Consider the following 14,658-nt stretch of genomic DNA (forward strand, 5'->3'; position numbering starts at 1 on the left):
GTAAGCGGATTCAATGTATCATGGAATTGATTAGAAAAGACTTTGTTCCATAATCAAGTTGCGGAGGGATTCCTATGTCCAGTAACAATGCGGCAATCGTGGATATTGCCCAAACGGCAAGCCAGTTCAACTCTTCTATCGTTCTTCAAGCGGACAACAAGTATATTGATGTTAAGAGTATTCTTGGGTTGTTCACTACTCTGGTCTCCAGCCAGAGCTACGAGCTTCATGTTCATGGCACAGATGCCGAAGAAGCGAAAAAAGCAATGAGTGAAGTTTTTGCCAAACACGGTTTGAATTTTACAGTTGTTGCGGAGTAATCTACTATTTCCGAAGACGTCCTGCCCTTGCGGTGGGGCGTTTTTATATATATTAAAAACTGAATTCTTGTATTGGGTTCGGATTTCGACTAATATTAAATTAAATAGCATTTGCAGCTGTAACTTTTGGACATGGGGGGGAAAATGCATGACTTCATCGGATTTGCAGGAACAGCTTAATCTTAAAGCGATCACTCTTCTACAAGAAGATGCCGATAAAATTCAGAAGCTCATCGAAGTGCAGATGGAGAATCTGGCGACTCGTTACTGCCCTCTCTATGAGGAAGTGCTGGATACCCAGATGTACGGCTTCTCCAAAGAGGTCGATTTTGCGGTCAGAGCGGGACTGGTGCCTGAGCAAACGGGCAAGCTTGTGCTGAGCGAGCTGGAACGCAATTTGGCCGTGCTGTACGAAGCTTTGAATAAGAAGGCGGAAGAGCGCGAGCTGTAAGCCAAGTCTCTAACCATTTATAAAAACGCACATGAGGACCGCCGGGCCGCTCATGTGCGTTTTTTGTTTCGTATGAAGTGTAGCAGCTTCTCGCGGGGTCAACCTTATACCAGGTAGAAAGAGACACCCAGAATCATATAAACAACGAGCAGGAGAAGTCCTTCGTACCAGTTGGTCGCACCGTCCTGTATGATCGATTTAGCAATAAACACAGAGACGGCGATGGCGACGATCTCGATGATGGTGAACACAATATCCATCGTATCGCCCATAAAATAGCTGGCAAAGATCAGAACGGGGGCTACGAACAAGGCGATCTGCAGGCTGCTGCCGACGGCGATCTCCACGGCGGCACCGATCTTGTTCTTCATCGCCAGCATGATCGCAGCACTGTGCTCCGCGGCGTTACCGATAATCGCCACAAGGAATGCACCGACGAACAGCTCACTGAACCCGAAACGTTCGGTTAACGTCTCTAGCGTCCCCACCAGCCATTCACTGACAAAAGCGACCATCACTGTAGCCAGTACAAGATAGAGAATGGATTTGTTCTTCGACCAGACGGGCGCATGCTCGTTCGGCAGCTCTTCGTCGCCGTCCACAGTGACATCCTCCAAGTATTTCTTGTGTGTTATCATAGAGAAGACCAGCCAGGCGATATACGCAGCGATAAGCAGCCCGGCGACAACAAGACTTAGCACATCGGTGTCCTTCTCCGTGATGGAGTGGGTGTTGAAGAACATAGCGGGAACAAACAAGGCAATGACGGCCACGATCATCAAGGAACCGTTCAGTCCGGCCAACGTGACATTGAAATTCTGAACCTTGAATTTCATGCCGCCGGCAAAGATGCTGAGCCCGAGAACGAGCAGCAGATTACCGATGATCGAACCGGTGAGAGAGGCTTTAACCATGTCATACAGCCCTTCCTTGACCAGGAAGAAGGCGATGATCAGTTCGGCCGCATTGCCGAAGGTTGCGTTAAGAAAACCTCCGAGCCGCTGACCGGCGTAGTGGGCTACGCTTTCTGTGGCCCTTCCGAGGAAGCCTGCCACAAAAATGACGGCGATGGCAGATACCACGAACTGAAGGGTGTGGTCCCAATTTGCATAGTGACCAATTGCGCTAAGTAGGAAAGTAATGACCATTAGCGAAGGTGAAATCCATTTTTTCAAGTGTGGCACACTCCAGTCTTGTATATGTAGGTTGAATTCATAATTCAATATAACCAAATTGATCCAGTGTGTAAACGGGCATGATAGAAAGTCATTTGCTTTTTAGCCTGTTTTCGAATTACAATAATTGATAATGAGTGTAGGGGGGATATGGCATGGCGGAACAACTTCAATTGGAAATGGGAAACATACGGATATCAAATGATGTCGTCTCGAAAATTGCCGGCTTGGCTGCCTTGGAGACTCCGGGAATTGCGGCCATGTCAGGCGGCTTGTCAGAAGGCTGGGCTAAGCGTCTGAGCGGTAAAAACGTGCAAAAGGGTGTTACCGTTGAAGTGGGACAGCTTGAAGCCGCAGTTGATTTGCGTATTATTGTTCTCTATGAAACTCCGATCCACGAGGTATGCCGGATGCTTCAGCAGAATGTGCGCGAAGCAGTGGAGAGCATGACAGGGCTTCATATTGTTGAGGTTAATGTCAAAGTGGAAGGCGTAGCCTTCAAGAATGACGAAATTTCGTAAGCGGTTATTCCCGTCTCTCCAAGTGAGTCGCGGGGCATGACAAAAAGGCAGTCCGGGAGGTTCTCTCCGGACTGCCTTTTTGTAAATATAATAATTTATATGCTTCACTCTATAAATTATCCTTCCGTTTCAGCTTGATTTAACCAAGAGTTCCTCTTATGTACCCTTAGCGGGCCCGGACACCTCTTACAGTGGTCACGGATTTCGTGACCTCCTCCTTGGCGGGACGGTTGGTTTCTCTCGAAATGCTGAGCATGATTCCCATGCACAGCATGGAAACAAGCAGAGAGGAACCGCCATAGCTGATGAAAGGCAGGGTTACCCCCGTCAACGGAATCGTCTTCGTCACCCCGCCGATGTTGACAAAGGCCTGGATGGCGATCAGCCCCATGACTCCGATGCCAACGAGTGTGCCGAAGGGATCGGTGCACCTGAGCGCAATCAGAATGCCTCGCCAGATAAAGTACAGATACAGCAGGAGAAAGATGGAGGTTCCAACAAACCCCAGTTCCTCCCCGATTATCGCAAATATAAAGTCAGTATACGGATATGGCAGGTAATGAAGCTTCTGCACGCTTTGTCCAAATCCGGAGCCTGTAGTTCCGCCTTCTCCGAGGGCAATCAAAGACTGCATGATATTATAGCCGCTGTCTGAAGCATCTTGAGCCGGATCCAGGAAGGCTGAAATCCGGTCTTTTCTGTAATCATTGGCGGCTATGTTCTCACTTGTAGGCGGGGACAAGGAATCAATTGCTGTCTTTGCCCCCATGACAAGTCCAACCCCCAGCACTAGCAAGGCGATTGAACCGAGAATATGCTTCATACTGGCCCCCCCGGCATAAATGACAAGCCCGCTGGTAGCCACCAGAATAAGACAGGAGCCCAGATCCGGCTGCATCATAATTAGACCGGCCACAATTCCCACAATGACCATCACCGGAATATAACCGGTGCGCAAATCCCTTAGCCGCTCGCCTTTTTTGGAAATGAGTGCAGATAAATAAAGGATAATTGAGAGTTTGGCCAGTTCGGTAGGCTGGATGCCCAGCTTCCCGATGCTCAGCCAGCTTTTTGCACCGTTGATACGCTCCGTAAAAGCCACTACAAGCAGCAGAATCAAGGTAAGGATGAAGATGGGCACGTACCATTTTTTGAATTTGCTGTAATGGATATTCATGACCGTAAACATGACGATGGTTCCCAGTATGACAAAGACAACTTGTTTTTTTACAAAATACAACGAATCATTGCCGAATTTTTGACTGGCCAGAGTGAGACTGGAGCTGGCGCTGAAAACCATAACCAGTCCAAAGCCGACAAGGAGCAAAGTGAGAATAAGCAGTTGGAAGTCGGGTGTTCCTCTTTTGGGCAGGCTGACTTTTTTGGTTGTCTTTCCCTTTACGCTACTCAAGCTTCCAACAGCTCTTTCAGTTCAAGTATCCGCTTAGCGGCAGTGTCCAGTACAGGCTGCGGCACAGGGGATGTATACTCCAGGCCATGGGGAAAGGTTGCTTTGCCCAAGTAAACGGCTTCAATGGCAAGTATGGTATCCGGCTTCTCCAGCTTTCCTTCGACAGCGCGCGTATTGATCCGCAGGAAGTATTCTCCGCCGTTCTGCTGATCTTCGATCTTACAGTCGTAAGTGGCGCGATAGTATTCCCATTGCCAGCGGATGAACCCGGCCTTGGCCGCGCTTTCGTCCAGATAGAGAAGATCGCTTTTCAATCCTACGAGGCCCGTGTTCTCAAATATCATAGCGCACATATCCCCTTTATGAAGTATAATGATTATTTCTGATCGCAATTATAGACGTCTACCTCATGATAGTATGTTTCCCAAGGTTGCGCAAGGGCAGGCGGGGCCTGGAGATACCCACTTTTTTGCGTTTCTGCTACAATAAAAGAAATATAGCTCTTTGCGGCCGGGATATGAAGATGCGGAGCGCTTGCTGTCTTGGCCGGAGCGGGTTATCGGGAGAAGGGAATGGAGCAAATATGGACAGGTTAGCAATCGAACAACTGCTTCCGGAAATGGTGAAATGGCGCCGCCATCTGCACCGTCATCCGGAATTGTCATACCAGGAGAAGGAGACGTCAGCTTATGTAGCGGCCAGATTGGCCGAATTCGGAATTGAGGTCAGAAGAAGCGGAGCCGGTTATGGACTGACAGGAATCCTTAAGGGAACGCGGCCAGGCAAAGCAGTGGTCCTGCGCGCGGATATGGATGCCCTGAATATCACGGAGGAGAACAGCAGCGAGTATGCCTCACAGAATACAGGGGTCATGCATGCCTGCGGCCACGACGGGCATACAGCCATGCTGCTCGCCGCTGCTTCGTATTACAGCACCCGCCGTGAAGAGATCACAGGAGAACTGCGGTTTCTATTCCAGCCGGCGGAAGAAATTTGCCCCGGCGGAGCTCAGGGCATGATTGCCGAAGGTGTGCTGGAGGGGGCAGATGCTATATATGGCCTGCATCTGTGGACTCCGCTTCCACTGGGCACCATCGGTAGTGCCCCCGGACCGCTAATGGCTTCTGCCGATGAGTTTTTTATTGATATTACCGGCAAAGGCGGACACGGCGGCATGCCCCATCGCACCATCGACAGCATTGTGGCCGGTGCAGCGCTTGTCACTGCACTGCAAAGCATTGTCAGCCGTTCCGTTGATCCGCTATGTCCCGCTGTTGTCAGCGTGGGAACGATCCAGGGAGGCTCTGCCCAGAATATCATCGCGGAACGCTGCCGGATAACCGGAACAGTACGCGCATTTGATGAGGAGACGCGTTACTTAATCCGGCGGAGAATCGAAGAGCTTACAGCCTCTATAGCCGCAGCATATGGTGCGGAATCCAAGATCGACTACCTCATGGGTTACCCGCCGCTGGTCAATCATGAAGCGGAATTCAACCGTTTTTTCCGGGTGGCTCCTGAGGCACTGGGTGATTCCGCAGATGTTATCCTTATGGAGAAGCTTATGCCGGCGGAGGATTTCTCGTATTATGTCAAAGAGATTCCCGGCTGTTTCATCTTTGTGGGTGCAGGCAATCCGGATAAAGGGGCGGTTTATCCGCATCACCACAGCAAATTCGATTTTGACGAAGAGGCCATGCTGCATGGCGCCAAGCTGCTGGTGGCAATGGCTGATTCTTGTCTGAACGAATAATCTTTTATCGTATAATTTGAAGACATTGAGGAAACCCTACTCCCGTATAACATAGCGACATGACAGGAGGAAGGCTTCTTGAAGACAGTCAAAGAGGTAATGACCACGCATACTGCGACGGTTACACTGCTGGATAATGTATATGAGGTTGCCGTCAAAATGAGAGACTATGACACCGGATTTGTTCCCGTAGTTGATTCTAATGATGGAGAAACATTGATTGGCGTAATTACAGACCGGGATCTTGTGCTTAGAGGTTATGCGGACAAGCATTCCGGATCAACCTCCGTGGAAACGGTGATGAGCAAAGAGGTCATCACTGTTTCCGAATCTGCATCTGTGGACGAGGCGGCTGAACTCATGGCTTCAGCACAAGTCCGCCGCCTGCCGGTGGTTCAGGGGAAGAAGCTGATCGGCATCGTATCGCTCGGCGATTTGGCGGTGAAGCGTATCTTCGCGGACGAAGCGGGAGAAGCGCTAAGCGAAATCTCGCAGCGGCAGCTGCATTGATAAGAATACAAGGGAAGCTCATGTCCGCTGGCGCGGAGATGGGCTTTTTCCGCTATCCTGCGGGGAGGATACGGGATACATAACCCAACTCAGGTTGAACATGACATAAGCACAGGAGGGATTCGATGAATGGAACAGGGCCCTGCATCACCCGGAAAGATCGGACAATCCTGCTGGATTGCGCTCATCCCAGGTTCGAGGCCGCAAGAATAGCACTGGCGGATTACGCGGAGCTGGTCAAAAGCCCAACCGCTTACCACACCTACCGGATTACACCATTGTCGCTCTGGAATGCCGCCGCTTCCGGTCATACAGCGGAGAACATTATTTCCAGCCTGAAAAAGCTCTCCCGCTGGGGGCTTCCTGCCGAACTGGAGCAGGAGATTGGTGAGCTGATGTCCCGGTACGGCAGCTTGGAACTGTATGCTCATATGGGGGATCCCCGCTATATTATTTTACGTGCCAATCAACCCGGACTGCTGGATGAATTGGAAGTGAACCAGTCCTTACAGGCTTTGGGTCTGCGGAGGCACCTCCCCCAGGAAAGCGTCTGTCCCGCTGAACAGCGCGGGATACTGAAGCAAGAGCTGACCAGGCTGGGCTATCCTGTGCTGGATTATGCCGGTTATCGTGAAGGGCAAACTTTAAGTCTGGCCTGGAGGGGAGCAGAGGGGCTGGAACTGGAACCGGAAGCATCATTCGGGCTTCGGGATTATCAGAAGGAAGCTGTCCGTATGTTTCGGGGGATTGGGGGCACGGGAGGCAGCGGTGTTGTCGTTCTGCCCTGCGGTGCGGGCAAGACGGTTGTAGGTCTTGCTGTGTTGGAAGATCTGCAATGCGAGACGCTGATTCTGACTTCAAGCTCTACCTCCGTAGGACAATGGCGTGATGAACTGCTGCGGTGGACGAATCTGGATGCAAATGCCGTAGGGGAGTATACCGGTGAGAAAAGAGAAGTACGTCCAATCACTGTGGCAACTTATCAAATACTGACGTTTCGCCGGGCCAAAGACGGACCGTTTCTGCATATGAATCTGTTTAATGAACGGAACTGGGGACTGATCATTTATGACGAGGTCCATTTGCTTCCGGCTCCTGTATTCCGGGCTACGGCGGATATACAGGCGACCCGCCGTCTGGGGCTTACCGCCACGCTTGTCAGAGAAGATGGGCGGGAAGGGGATGTATTCTCCCTCATCGGTCCGAAATGTTATGATCTGCCCTGGAAGTCTCTGGAGAAAGAGGGCTGGATCGCCGCTGTGGATTGCATAGAGATGTTGATACCCATGAACTCCGGTTTAAGGAGCAAATATATCTATGCTGGCGGAAAAGAGCAGTTTCGGCTTGCTGCCGGGAATCCGGCCAAGGCAGCAGCTGCCGCCAAGATCATTAAGTCCCATACCGGTGCTGCTGTACTGGTCATCGGCCAATACCTGGATCAGCTGGAGCAGCTGGCCGAAAGCCTGCAGGCACCCTTGATCACTGGGAAAACGCCACAGCGGGAAAGAAGCCAATTGTATGCTGCCTTCAATGAAGGGCAGCTGCGGGTGCTGGTGGTCTCCAAGGTGGCCAATTTTGCCGTGAATCTTCCGGATGCCTCGGTGGCGATCGAGGTTTCGGGAGCCTTTGGTTCACGGCAGGAGGAAGCCCAGCGGTTGGGCCGGATTCTGCGCCCGAAGCCGGGTGAGAATAAAGCGTATTTCTATACACTTGTCTCGGAAGACAGCAGAGAACAGGATTTTGCTCTGCGGCGGCGGCTGTTTCTGACTGAGCAAGGCTACGATTACGCCGTCAGAGGCGTGGACACGCAAGAGGAGGCGGTTTTATGAACGGGTTATCGCCCGAAGCGCAGGAAGTGCTGAAAATGATATGCGCGGTCCATGCGGCCCAGCCCTTTGCGGTGGAGAAGGCAGACAGCTTGCGTCCTGCCACCCTGTGCCGCGCCGAGCAGCAGCTTGCACTGAAGGAGCTTCGTCAGGCTGGAATGCTGGAGCTGCGGCAGAAAATATGGGGGGAGAAGCTGTATCAGATTCCCGTGCGGCAGCTCGCAGCTATCCACCAGCATTTCTTCTCCATGAGCCCGCTGCCAGTGGCTGGCGACAAGGTAACACTCAAGCTTGCCGCAGGCAGCGGATTGCCGGGTGAGCTGTTTCGTGCATTGGTGTTCACAGCGCGTGAAGGATTGCCTCTGACTGCCAAAGGTGTGATCCACAAGAAGAATATCAGCCGTCTGGCAGCACTGCTCTCTTTGCGCGAAGAGCATTTACGGGGTTTGATTCCCGGAGATGCTTATGCTGAGCCCCAGCCTCTGACAGCCATGGTTATGGTTGATCTTATGCTCATGCTTGGACTGATTAGCCGGCAGAGTGAGGCTTATATGCTGGAGATGGAAAGGCTGGATCAGTGGTTTGCGCTCAATGAGCCGCAGATGAACGATATTTTGTATAACCTGATCTTAAACCGCTACGGCTTGCAGGAGCCTGTCAGGCAGCATTTTCGATACTGTATTTCCGCTGGAGAGTTCGCGCCTGGTCAATGGTTCTCCCTGCCGGATATTCTGGACAGGTTGCATAAGTTAAAGCTTGCGGCAGATTATCCTGAAACAGGAGTGGAGGCCTCCTGTCTGGCATGGTTTAGCTGTCTGGCCGGGTTTGGCTGGTGCGAGCTGGGGTATAGTGATTACGGGGACTGGTGCTTCCGCTGGACGGACTCCAAGCCTACGCCCGATCCAGGCGGGGAAGCAGGAGACGGCTGCGTGAATCTGTTCACTGTGGATAGGCCAGCTCCCGGCTCCGGGACAGTGGAAGACCTGAATGCTCCAGTGCCCGTGGAGAAGCAGATATTACAAGATTCCTCCCTTCAGTCGTTTATTGTTCAGCCGGATTTCGAGGTGCTGGTGCCGCCGGAAGTGCCATACACTATCCGCTGGACGCTTGGCGGTTGCGCGGAGCTGCTGCATAGTGATGATCTGTGGAGCTTCAGGCTGACCCGGGAAAGGCTGGAGCATGCCGCTGAACAGGGACTGTCGCCAGAGACGGCGATTTCCTGGCTGGCTGCCCATGCACAAGGGGGATTGCCGGAACAGGTGGACCTATCTTTAAGACAGTGGGCAAAGGGGATTGGCCGAACGGTATTCTCCGAGGTGATTCTGCTATCCTGCAGCAGTGAGGCAGATGGAGCGGATATTGCCGCCCATCCCCGGCTTGGCAGCAGCCTCACCTGTGTAGGCCCGCTTCATTTTATCGTGCAGGGTGATCAGGTGGAGCAGGTGCGCAAGGAGCTTGCGGCAGCCGGAATGGCCCCGCCGCGGATCATCGGCGGCAGGGAAGGCAGCGCGAAGCAAAAACTATTTGATCTAGGCGATCCCGGCCTGCCATTAGCTGACTTCGTTCTCCCGGCCCCGGACCCCAAGCGGGGAATCCTTGGCGGGGAAGCTGTTTATCAGCCCTTACCGCTGTCCTCAGCTGAAGTGGAAGAGAGCAATTGGACCGGTGAAGAAAAGGTTCCGCAAATGTGGATCAAGGAATGGCGGAAGTATCACGGCTCCACGGCCCAAAAGGTGATGGAGCAGGCGCTGAAGTGGGGGATTAAAGTCCGGCTTTCCATAAGAGATGAGGTTTGCGACTTTATTCCCGGGCGGATCAGCGGACATCCATGGAGAGTCTCCGGATGCCTGCTGGATTCCGATTCACAGATTCGTGATGCGGAAATGGAACTGGACCCGGGAGATTGGGATGAAATGAAGCTGCTGATTCCTGCGGAGCTGAGAAATTCTTCTTCTGCTGGAGCAAGTGGTTATGTTATGATAAGGTAGTCTACTGTGTACGGTAGAACATTAACGTAGAAAAGAGTTGAAGTTCATGAGCGTAGCGGAGTTGAATACGGTCGATATGGCCGAAGTGCTGACATACGCCTATGAATTAGGCGACATGATTAACCAATCGGCCGAAGTGTCGGATTACTTATACTGGAAAGGCCGGGTAGATTGCAACCCGGAAATCCAGGCCATGGTCAAACAGCTGCAGAACAAGAAGGAGCTGTTCGAAGAGACACAGCGGTTCGGACATTTTCACCCGAACTATCATTCGGCCAAGGATGAGGTATCGCGGGTGGAGCAGGAACTTGAACAATTCGAGGAAGTTGCCCGCTTCAAGCTGGCCGAGAAGACGCTGGACGATATTCTTCATTCCATGTCGGAAGCGATTGCGTTCTCTGTATCGGAGAGCATCAAGGTTCCAAGCAATGACCCGAATCCTAAGGGCGGCGGATGCGGCAGCGGAGGCAAATGCTCCTGCGGATAAGCGCCTCTGAGAGGGAGAGAAAGAAAGGCGGATGAGCTAATGTTTGCGGAACGGACAGGATATATCGTATGGGTTAGCGACGTTAAGGCGGCGCGTAATCTGGAAAAATATGGAACACTGCATTATGTATCGCGGAAGATGCATTATGCGGTCATGTATGTGAATGCGGAACGCGCCGAGGAAGTTATGAAGAATGTCCGCAGACTTTCCTACGTGCGCAAGATTGAAAGATCTTACCGCAATGAGTTGAAGACGGAATACACCAGTAACGGACCGGACAAGTCCCGTTATTACGGATTGTAATTCCTGAAGCTGAAACTCTAGAAGGATGACAGGCGCCGCTGGCGCCTGTTTTTTTATGCGCCTGTTTTGGCTTTCCTCTTAAACCTTTGCCTGCATTGCAGGCAGAGGTTTTTTTGTTGGCGGGCTATATCAGTTGAACTAAAGAACTAGCTAGAGGCTAAAGCAGCGGAGGGGAATTTTGGAACTGTAGGAGCGATAGCGACCGCCTGAAAGCTTTCCGAAGGAAAGCTCGCTTCGAAAGCATAAGCAGTCTACGGATTTCAACCGCAAATAGCGGTATAAATCAAGAAATCTGTAGACAACAGCGGCCGGAAGTCCAAACATTCACCGCAGTTGCGTTCTATGCCGGCCCGGTAAATCTAAAGTTCAACTTATATAGCTTGAAGACTTTAGCGGTCATATTAAAAGGGAAATGGAGCGTATAGGACGGTCACTTTATCGCTGCTTAATATTTCCTGTTTATACTCGGAAGAGAGTGACAAAATTCACGTAGAAAAGCATATAGGTGATATGATGACTAAACCGTGGGCAATGCCCCCAAAATTATCGGTGATTTCCCAATACCTTCAGCATCTCAATGGAAGGATGAGAGGTGAGATCAAGGAACTGGGAAGATTGACCGCCTTCCTGGATATTATGAATAACAAACGGCTGGATACTTTTTTTCAACCGATACTGCAGCTGTCTTCCGGACGGACCATCGGACATGAGGCACTGAACAGGCCTCCTGGCTCGGTACATTTCCCGACTACAGAGCATTTCTATGAGTTTGCCGGACGGACAGAGCAGATGTTCCGCTTCGAGCAGGATTGCCGCAGGCTGTCGCTTTCACGGTATGTGGAGAGGCTTCCGAAATCAGGTGTGGAAAGTGAACGGCTTGTCTTCATCAATGTGCATCCGGGGGTGTTGAATGATGCCCGCCATAAAAGCGGAGAAACCTTGGGACTGCTGCAGGAGCTCGGTTTGTCACCTGAGCGGATTGTCTTTGAGCTGACCGAAAGACAGGCTGTACAGGATTATGTAGGCTTTGAAAAAGTGCTGTCCCATTACCGTGAGCAGGGCTTCCGGATTGCTGTCGATGATGCCGGCTCCGGGTATAACAGCTTGAAGACACTGGTGTATTTAAAGCCGGAATTCATCAAGCTGGACAAGTCTTTGATCCACGGCATTCAGGGCAACCGGGAACAGCAGGAACTTTTGGAGCTGGTCCGGGAATACGCCGAGCGTTCATCGACCCGGGTGATCGCCGAGGGAATTGAGACAGCCGGGGAGCTGCAATTTTTGCAGCAGGCGGGGATTGAATTCGGTCAAGGGTACGCTCTGGGCAGGCCCGTCCATCGTCCAGTGCATGGATCGTTCCCCTCCGATATCATTAAAGTTCCGGTGAGAGGAGGCTACAAGCATGTTTCTTCAGATCGGTGAAATCGCGGAGCAAATTCCGGAGATTTCCCCTCAGCATAAATGCGAATACGTGGATCAAATATTCAAAAGCAATCCCCAGCTCCAAGGAGTGGCGGTAACCGAAAACGGGCATCCGGTAGCATTAATTATGAGAATCCGATTTTACCAGCAGATAGGCACTTTATACGGTTATACGCTGTATATGGGAAGAGCGGTTTCGCTCGTGATGGACAGAAATCCGCTTGCCGTAGAGTACAAAACACCGATCACCGAGGTCAGCAGGCTGGCAATGAACAGAAATGAAGAGAATCTTTATGATTATGTGATCGTTATCCATGAAGGTGTAATGTTCGGAGCCGTGAGTGTAAGGGATTTGCTGCTTAATTTTGCCGAGATTCAGGCTGTAGCCGCCAGTTATCTGAACCCACTTACCGGTTTGCCGGGTAATCTGAGCATCAATGAATGGATGGTGAAATCACTGCTGCAGGAGCAATTCAGCGTACTTTATATTGACCTTGACCATTTCAAAGCTTATAACGACACCTATGGATTTAAGGAAGGGGACCGGATGATTCAGGCGACTGCGGAAATTTTAAAGCACTGTGCGCTGCGTCTGGAGGGCTTTTTAGGGCATATCGGCGGGGATGACTTTATCATTTTCATCAATAATTATGATTATGAGGATTGCTGCAGGATCATCATCAGGGAATTTGAGACAGCGGTGAAGGGCTTTTATCATACTGGCCATCTTGCGCAGCAGTATGTGTTGACTGAAAGCCGCTCAGGAGTGATGGAGGAAATTCCGCTCGTCTCGATTTCCATCGCCATAGTGACCAACCGCTTCCAGCGTTTTGATTCCATCGAAGCCATTTCGGGTGAGGCGGCGCGGATCAAGAAAAAATGCAAAATGATCAAAGGCAGCAGTCTTGTGGATGACGCAGACAGAATTGCAAGCGGGTCCGGCAACTAACACTGGTATTCCGCATTCGCTGACTAGGGGCGTGCTTGAACAACCCGCGTCAATGCGGTAAGATTGACAACAATAAGAGAGCATGCCAAGACCCTTTCGGTGGAGTGTGATGATAATGCATGGCAAGGGGATGGAATGGTGGGGGGCGTTTGAACCCTTCCACATCATGCTGAATGACTACAGGGTCGCTGATATTGTGATTACCAATCATGCCAAGAGCCGCTATCTGGACCGGATTAACCCGGAAAGCAGTGACAGCGGACAACTCAGTGCATGGATGTGGCAATGCCTGAAGCAAAACCGGATCAAACCTTACCAGCAAAAGGAGCATAACGCGTATTTGATTGACGAGGATACGTTAGTCATTGCCGAATTTAAGGAGCTGGAAGATGTAACGAGCCTCTCCGGGCGTCCGCTGTATGTTATGGTAATCGTATCTTATCTGGGGCGGATCTCCGCGACTCCCCAACTGCGTGACCTGCAAGCTTATTATTCGCGTCTGCGCAACTCACGCCGCATGAAGCTGATGAAGAAGCGCCGCAAACGCAAATAATGCACAGCAATTACAAAGAAGGTATGCGGCGGGTGGCTGCATGCCTTTTTTAGAATAATTTATGATCTATAAAGGGGCTTTGAGTGCATGAATTTTCATCAGCTTCATATTTTTTATACGGTATCTGAACGGGGCAGCTTCTCTGCTGCAGCCCAGACACTGCATATGACGCAGCCGGCGGTAACGATGCAGGTACAGGCATTGGAAGACTATTTCGGAGCCAAGCTGTTCGACCGTTCGAGTAAAAAAATTGTGCTCTCCGAGGCCGGCCGGACGCTTATGCCCTTCGCGCTGCGCAGTATTCAGCTGATGCGGGAGACAGACCAGGCGATGTCGGCTTTTACCCATATGCTGGAGGGACGGCTGCAGCTCGGGGCAAGCCTGACGATTGGAGAATATGTACTGCCGCGTCTGCTGGGTCCTTTTGGCAAAGCGTATCCGAATATTTCGATCATGATGAAAGTGATGAATACGTCGCAGATCATGGAGGAAATTCACAAACACCAGCTAAATTTTGGGCTGATCGAGGCGCCGGTGTCCCATCCCGACATGGAGATTGAACCGGTCATGGGCGATGAGCTCAAGCTGATTGTTCCCAGTGAGCATCCGCTTGCAGACAGGGATGAAGTTACACTAGAGGAAGCGCTGGAGTATCCGTTTGTGCTGCGCGAACAGGGCTCGGGAACACGCCGGGTGATGGAAGAACAGCTGATAGCCAAGGGGCTGGATCCGGCCGCGATGCGAGTCGTAATGGAGCTGGGTAGCACAGGTGCGGTAAAATCAGCGGTGGAGGCCGGGCTGGGTCTGACCATAATCTCAGCCTCCTCGGTTAAGCATGAGGTGACGCTGGGGCTGCTGAAGATTGTGAATCTGTCAGATACTTCTTTTAAGAGACAATTCTATGCGATTCATCTAAAATCAACGCTGCTGCCGATCTCTGCGGTTACGTTTCTGACCTTTTTGCGCCAGCACGCGAACGACCGGTAGGC

The 14,658-nt window shown here is 51.4% G+C and carries 16 protein-coding genes; 13 read left to right on the top strand and 3 right to left on the bottom strand.

The features are described from left to right. Positions 1 to 74: 74 nt before the first annotated feature. A complete protein-coding gene (locus tag ACAN56_RS07130; protein ID WP_038590490.1) occupies positions 75 to 320 on the top strand; it encodes an HPr family phosphocarrier protein in 246 nt (81 codons plus the stop codon). 148 nt (positions 321 to 468) lie between these two features. Beyond that, positions 469 to 771 (top strand): Fpa/YlaN family protein, encoded by a 303-nt coding sequence (locus tag ACAN56_RS07135; protein WP_038590492.1) that lies wholly within the window; start codon positions 469 to 471, stop codon positions 769 to 771. A 104-nt stretch (positions 772 to 875) separates the two neighbouring features. Here ACAN56_RS07135 and cax read toward each other — a convergent pair whose 3' ends face one another. Continuing rightward, complete coding sequence (gene cax / locus ACAN56_RS07140) at positions 876 to 1,946, bottom strand: calcium/proton exchanger (RefSeq protein WP_038590495.1); 1,071 nt, start codon at positions 1,944 to 1,946, stop codon at positions 876 to 878. A gap of 155 nt (positions 1,947 to 2,101) precedes the next feature. On the opposite strand from cax, the gene ACAN56_RS07145 reads away from it, so the two are divergent. Beyond that, entirely contained in the window at positions 2,102 to 2,467 is a 366-nt protein-coding gene (locus ACAN56_RS07145) for an Asp23/Gls24 family envelope stress response protein (RefSeq protein WP_019911482.1), read from the top strand. A gap of 166 nt (positions 2,468 to 2,633) precedes the next feature. Here the strand turns inward: ACAN56_RS07145 and ftsW are convergent, their stop codons facing one another. Both ftsW and ACAN56_RS07155 read right to left on the bottom strand, forming a co-directional pair. Further along, the gene (gene ftsW, locus ACAN56_RS07150; protein ID WP_052092025.1) at positions 2,634 to 3,878 is read right to left on the bottom strand and encodes a putative lipid II flippase FtsW; all 1,245 of its coding nucleotides are present in this window, start codon (positions 3,876 to 3,878) and stop codon (positions 2,634 to 2,636) included. Further along, positions 3,875 to 4,222 (bottom strand): YugN family protein, encoded by a 348-nt coding sequence (locus tag ACAN56_RS07155; protein ID WP_038590497.1) that lies wholly within the window; start codon positions 4,220 to 4,222, stop codon positions 3,875 to 3,877. The genes ftsW and ACAN56_RS07155 overlap by 4 nt, the downstream gene beginning before the upstream one ends. A gap of 239 nt (positions 4,223 to 4,461) precedes the next feature. On the opposite strand from ACAN56_RS07155, the gene ACAN56_RS07160 reads away from it, so the two are divergent. From ACAN56_RS07160 to ACAN56_RS07205, 10 genes are all read left to right on the top strand, one after another. Then, on the top strand, positions 4,462 to 5,631 hold the full coding sequence (locus tag ACAN56_RS07160) for a M20 family metallopeptidase (protein ID WP_379141618.1): 1,170 nt from the start codon (positions 4,462 to 4,464) through the stop codon (positions 5,629 to 5,631). Positions 5,632 to 5,709: 78 nt separating this feature from the next. Then, complete coding sequence (locus ACAN56_RS07165) at positions 5,710 to 6,141, top strand: CBS domain-containing protein (RefSeq protein WP_038590501.1); 432 nt, start codon at positions 5,710 to 5,712, stop codon at positions 6,139 to 6,141. Positions 6,142 to 6,266: 125 nt separating this feature from the next. Next, positions 6,267 to 7,970: a DNA repair helicase XPB gene (locus ACAN56_RS07170; RefSeq protein WP_379141620.1), complete on the top strand. Its 1,704-nt coding sequence runs from the start codon at positions 6,267 to 6,269 to the stop codon at positions 7,968 to 7,970. Next, a complete protein-coding gene (locus tag ACAN56_RS07175) occupies positions 7,967 to 9,955 on the top strand; it encodes a helicase-associated domain-containing protein (protein ID WP_379141622.1) in 1,989 nt (662 codons plus the stop codon). Before ACAN56_RS07170 ends, ACAN56_RS07175 begins: the two co-directional genes overlap by 4 nt. Before the next feature lie 46 nt (positions 9,956 to 10,001). Further along, positions 10,002 to 10,442 carry a YlbF/YmcA family competence regulator gene (locus tag ACAN56_RS07180; RefSeq protein ID WP_038590509.1) on the top strand — a complete coding sequence of 147 codons (441 nt, stop codon included), beginning with the start codon at positions 10,002 to 10,004 and terminating at the stop codon, positions 10,440 to 10,442. A 39-nt stretch (positions 10,443 to 10,481) separates the two neighbouring features. Beyond that, the gene (locus tag ACAN56_RS07185) at positions 10,482 to 10,745 is read left to right on the top strand and encodes a YlbG family protein (RefSeq protein ID WP_020432997.1); all 264 of its coding nucleotides are present in this window, start codon (positions 10,482 to 10,484) and stop codon (positions 10,743 to 10,745) included. A 585-nt stretch (positions 10,746 to 11,330) separates the two neighbouring features. After that, positions 11,331 to 12,167 carry an EAL domain-containing protein gene (locus ACAN56_RS07190; protein ID WP_379141625.1) on the top strand — a complete coding sequence of 279 codons (837 nt, stop codon included), beginning with the start codon at positions 11,331 to 11,333 and terminating at the stop codon, positions 12,165 to 12,167. Then, complete coding sequence (locus ACAN56_RS07195; protein ID WP_379141627.1) at positions 12,148 to 13,116, top strand: GGDEF domain-containing protein; 969 nt, start codon at positions 12,148 to 12,150, stop codon at positions 13,114 to 13,116. The genes ACAN56_RS07190 and ACAN56_RS07195 overlap by 20 nt, the downstream gene beginning before the upstream one ends. A gap of 115 nt (positions 13,117 to 13,231) precedes the next feature. Continuing rightward, complete coding sequence (locus tag ACAN56_RS07200) at positions 13,232 to 13,669, top strand: hypothetical protein (RefSeq protein ID WP_076111283.1); 438 nt, start codon at positions 13,232 to 13,234, stop codon at positions 13,667 to 13,669. Positions 13,670 to 13,756: 87 nt separating this feature from the next. Further along, positions 13,757 to 14,656: a selenium metabolism-associated LysR family transcriptional regulator gene (locus ACAN56_RS07205; protein ID WP_038590524.1), complete on the top strand. Its 900-nt coding sequence runs from the start codon at positions 13,757 to 13,759 to the stop codon at positions 14,654 to 14,656. Positions 14,657 to 14,658 lie beyond the last annotated feature (2 nt).

This window comes from Paenibacillus paludis (assembly GCF_042610515.1).
Classification (GTDB): Bacteria; Bacillota; Bacilli; order Paenibacillales; family Paenibacillaceae; genus Paenibacillus_AQ.

What these genes read in the sequence shown, in the direction of transcription:
- ACAN56_RS07130 (WP_038590490.1), top strand. Translation starts at nt 75, where the DNA reads ATGTCCAGTAACAATGCGGCAATCGTGGATATTGCCCAAACGGCAAGC.
- ACAN56_RS07135 (WP_038590492.1), top strand. Translation starts at nt 469, where the DNA reads ATGACTTCATCGGATTTGCAGGAACAGCTTAATCTTAAAGCGATCACT.
- ACAN56_RS07145 (WP_019911482.1), top strand. Translation starts at nt 2,102, where the DNA reads ATGGCGGAACAACTTCAATTGGAAATGGGAAACATACGGATATCAAAT.
- ACAN56_RS07155 (WP_038590497.1), bottom strand. Translation starts at nt 4,222, where the DNA reads ATGATATTTGAGAACACGGGCCTCGTAGGATTGAAAAGCGATCTTCTC.
- ACAN56_RS07160 (WP_379141618.1), top strand. Translation starts at nt 4,462, where the DNA reads ATGGACAGGTTAGCAATCGAACAACTGCTTCCGGAAATGGTGAAATGG.
- ACAN56_RS07170 (WP_379141620.1), top strand. Translation starts at nt 6,267, where the DNA reads ATGAATGGAACAGGGCCCTGCATCACCCGGAAAGATCGGACAATCCTG.
- ACAN56_RS07175 (WP_379141622.1), top strand. Translation starts at nt 7,967, where the DNA reads ATGAACGGGTTATCGCCCGAAGCGCAGGAAGTGCTGAAAATGATATGC.
- ACAN56_RS07180 (WP_038590509.1), top strand. Translation starts at nt 10,002, where the DNA reads ATGAGCGTAGCGGAGTTGAATACGGTCGATATGGCCGAAGTGCTGACA.
- ACAN56_RS07185 (WP_020432997.1), top strand. Translation starts at nt 10,482, where the DNA reads ATGTTTGCGGAACGGACAGGATATATCGTATGGGTTAGCGACGTTAAG.
- ACAN56_RS07190 (WP_379141625.1), top strand. Translation starts at nt 11,331, where the DNA reads ATGAGAGGTGAGATCAAGGAACTGGGAAGATTGACCGCCTTCCTGGAT.
- ACAN56_RS07195 (WP_379141627.1), top strand. Translation starts at nt 12,148, where the DNA reads ATGTTTCTTCAGATCGGTGAAATCGCGGAGCAAATTCCGGAGATTTCC.
- ACAN56_RS07200 (WP_076111283.1), top strand. Translation starts at nt 13,232, where the DNA reads ATGCATGGCAAGGGGATGGAATGGTGGGGGGCGTTTGAACCCTTCCAC.
- ACAN56_RS07205 (WP_038590524.1), top strand. Translation starts at nt 13,757, where the DNA reads ATGAATTTTCATCAGCTTCATATTTTTTATACGGTATCTGAACGGGGC.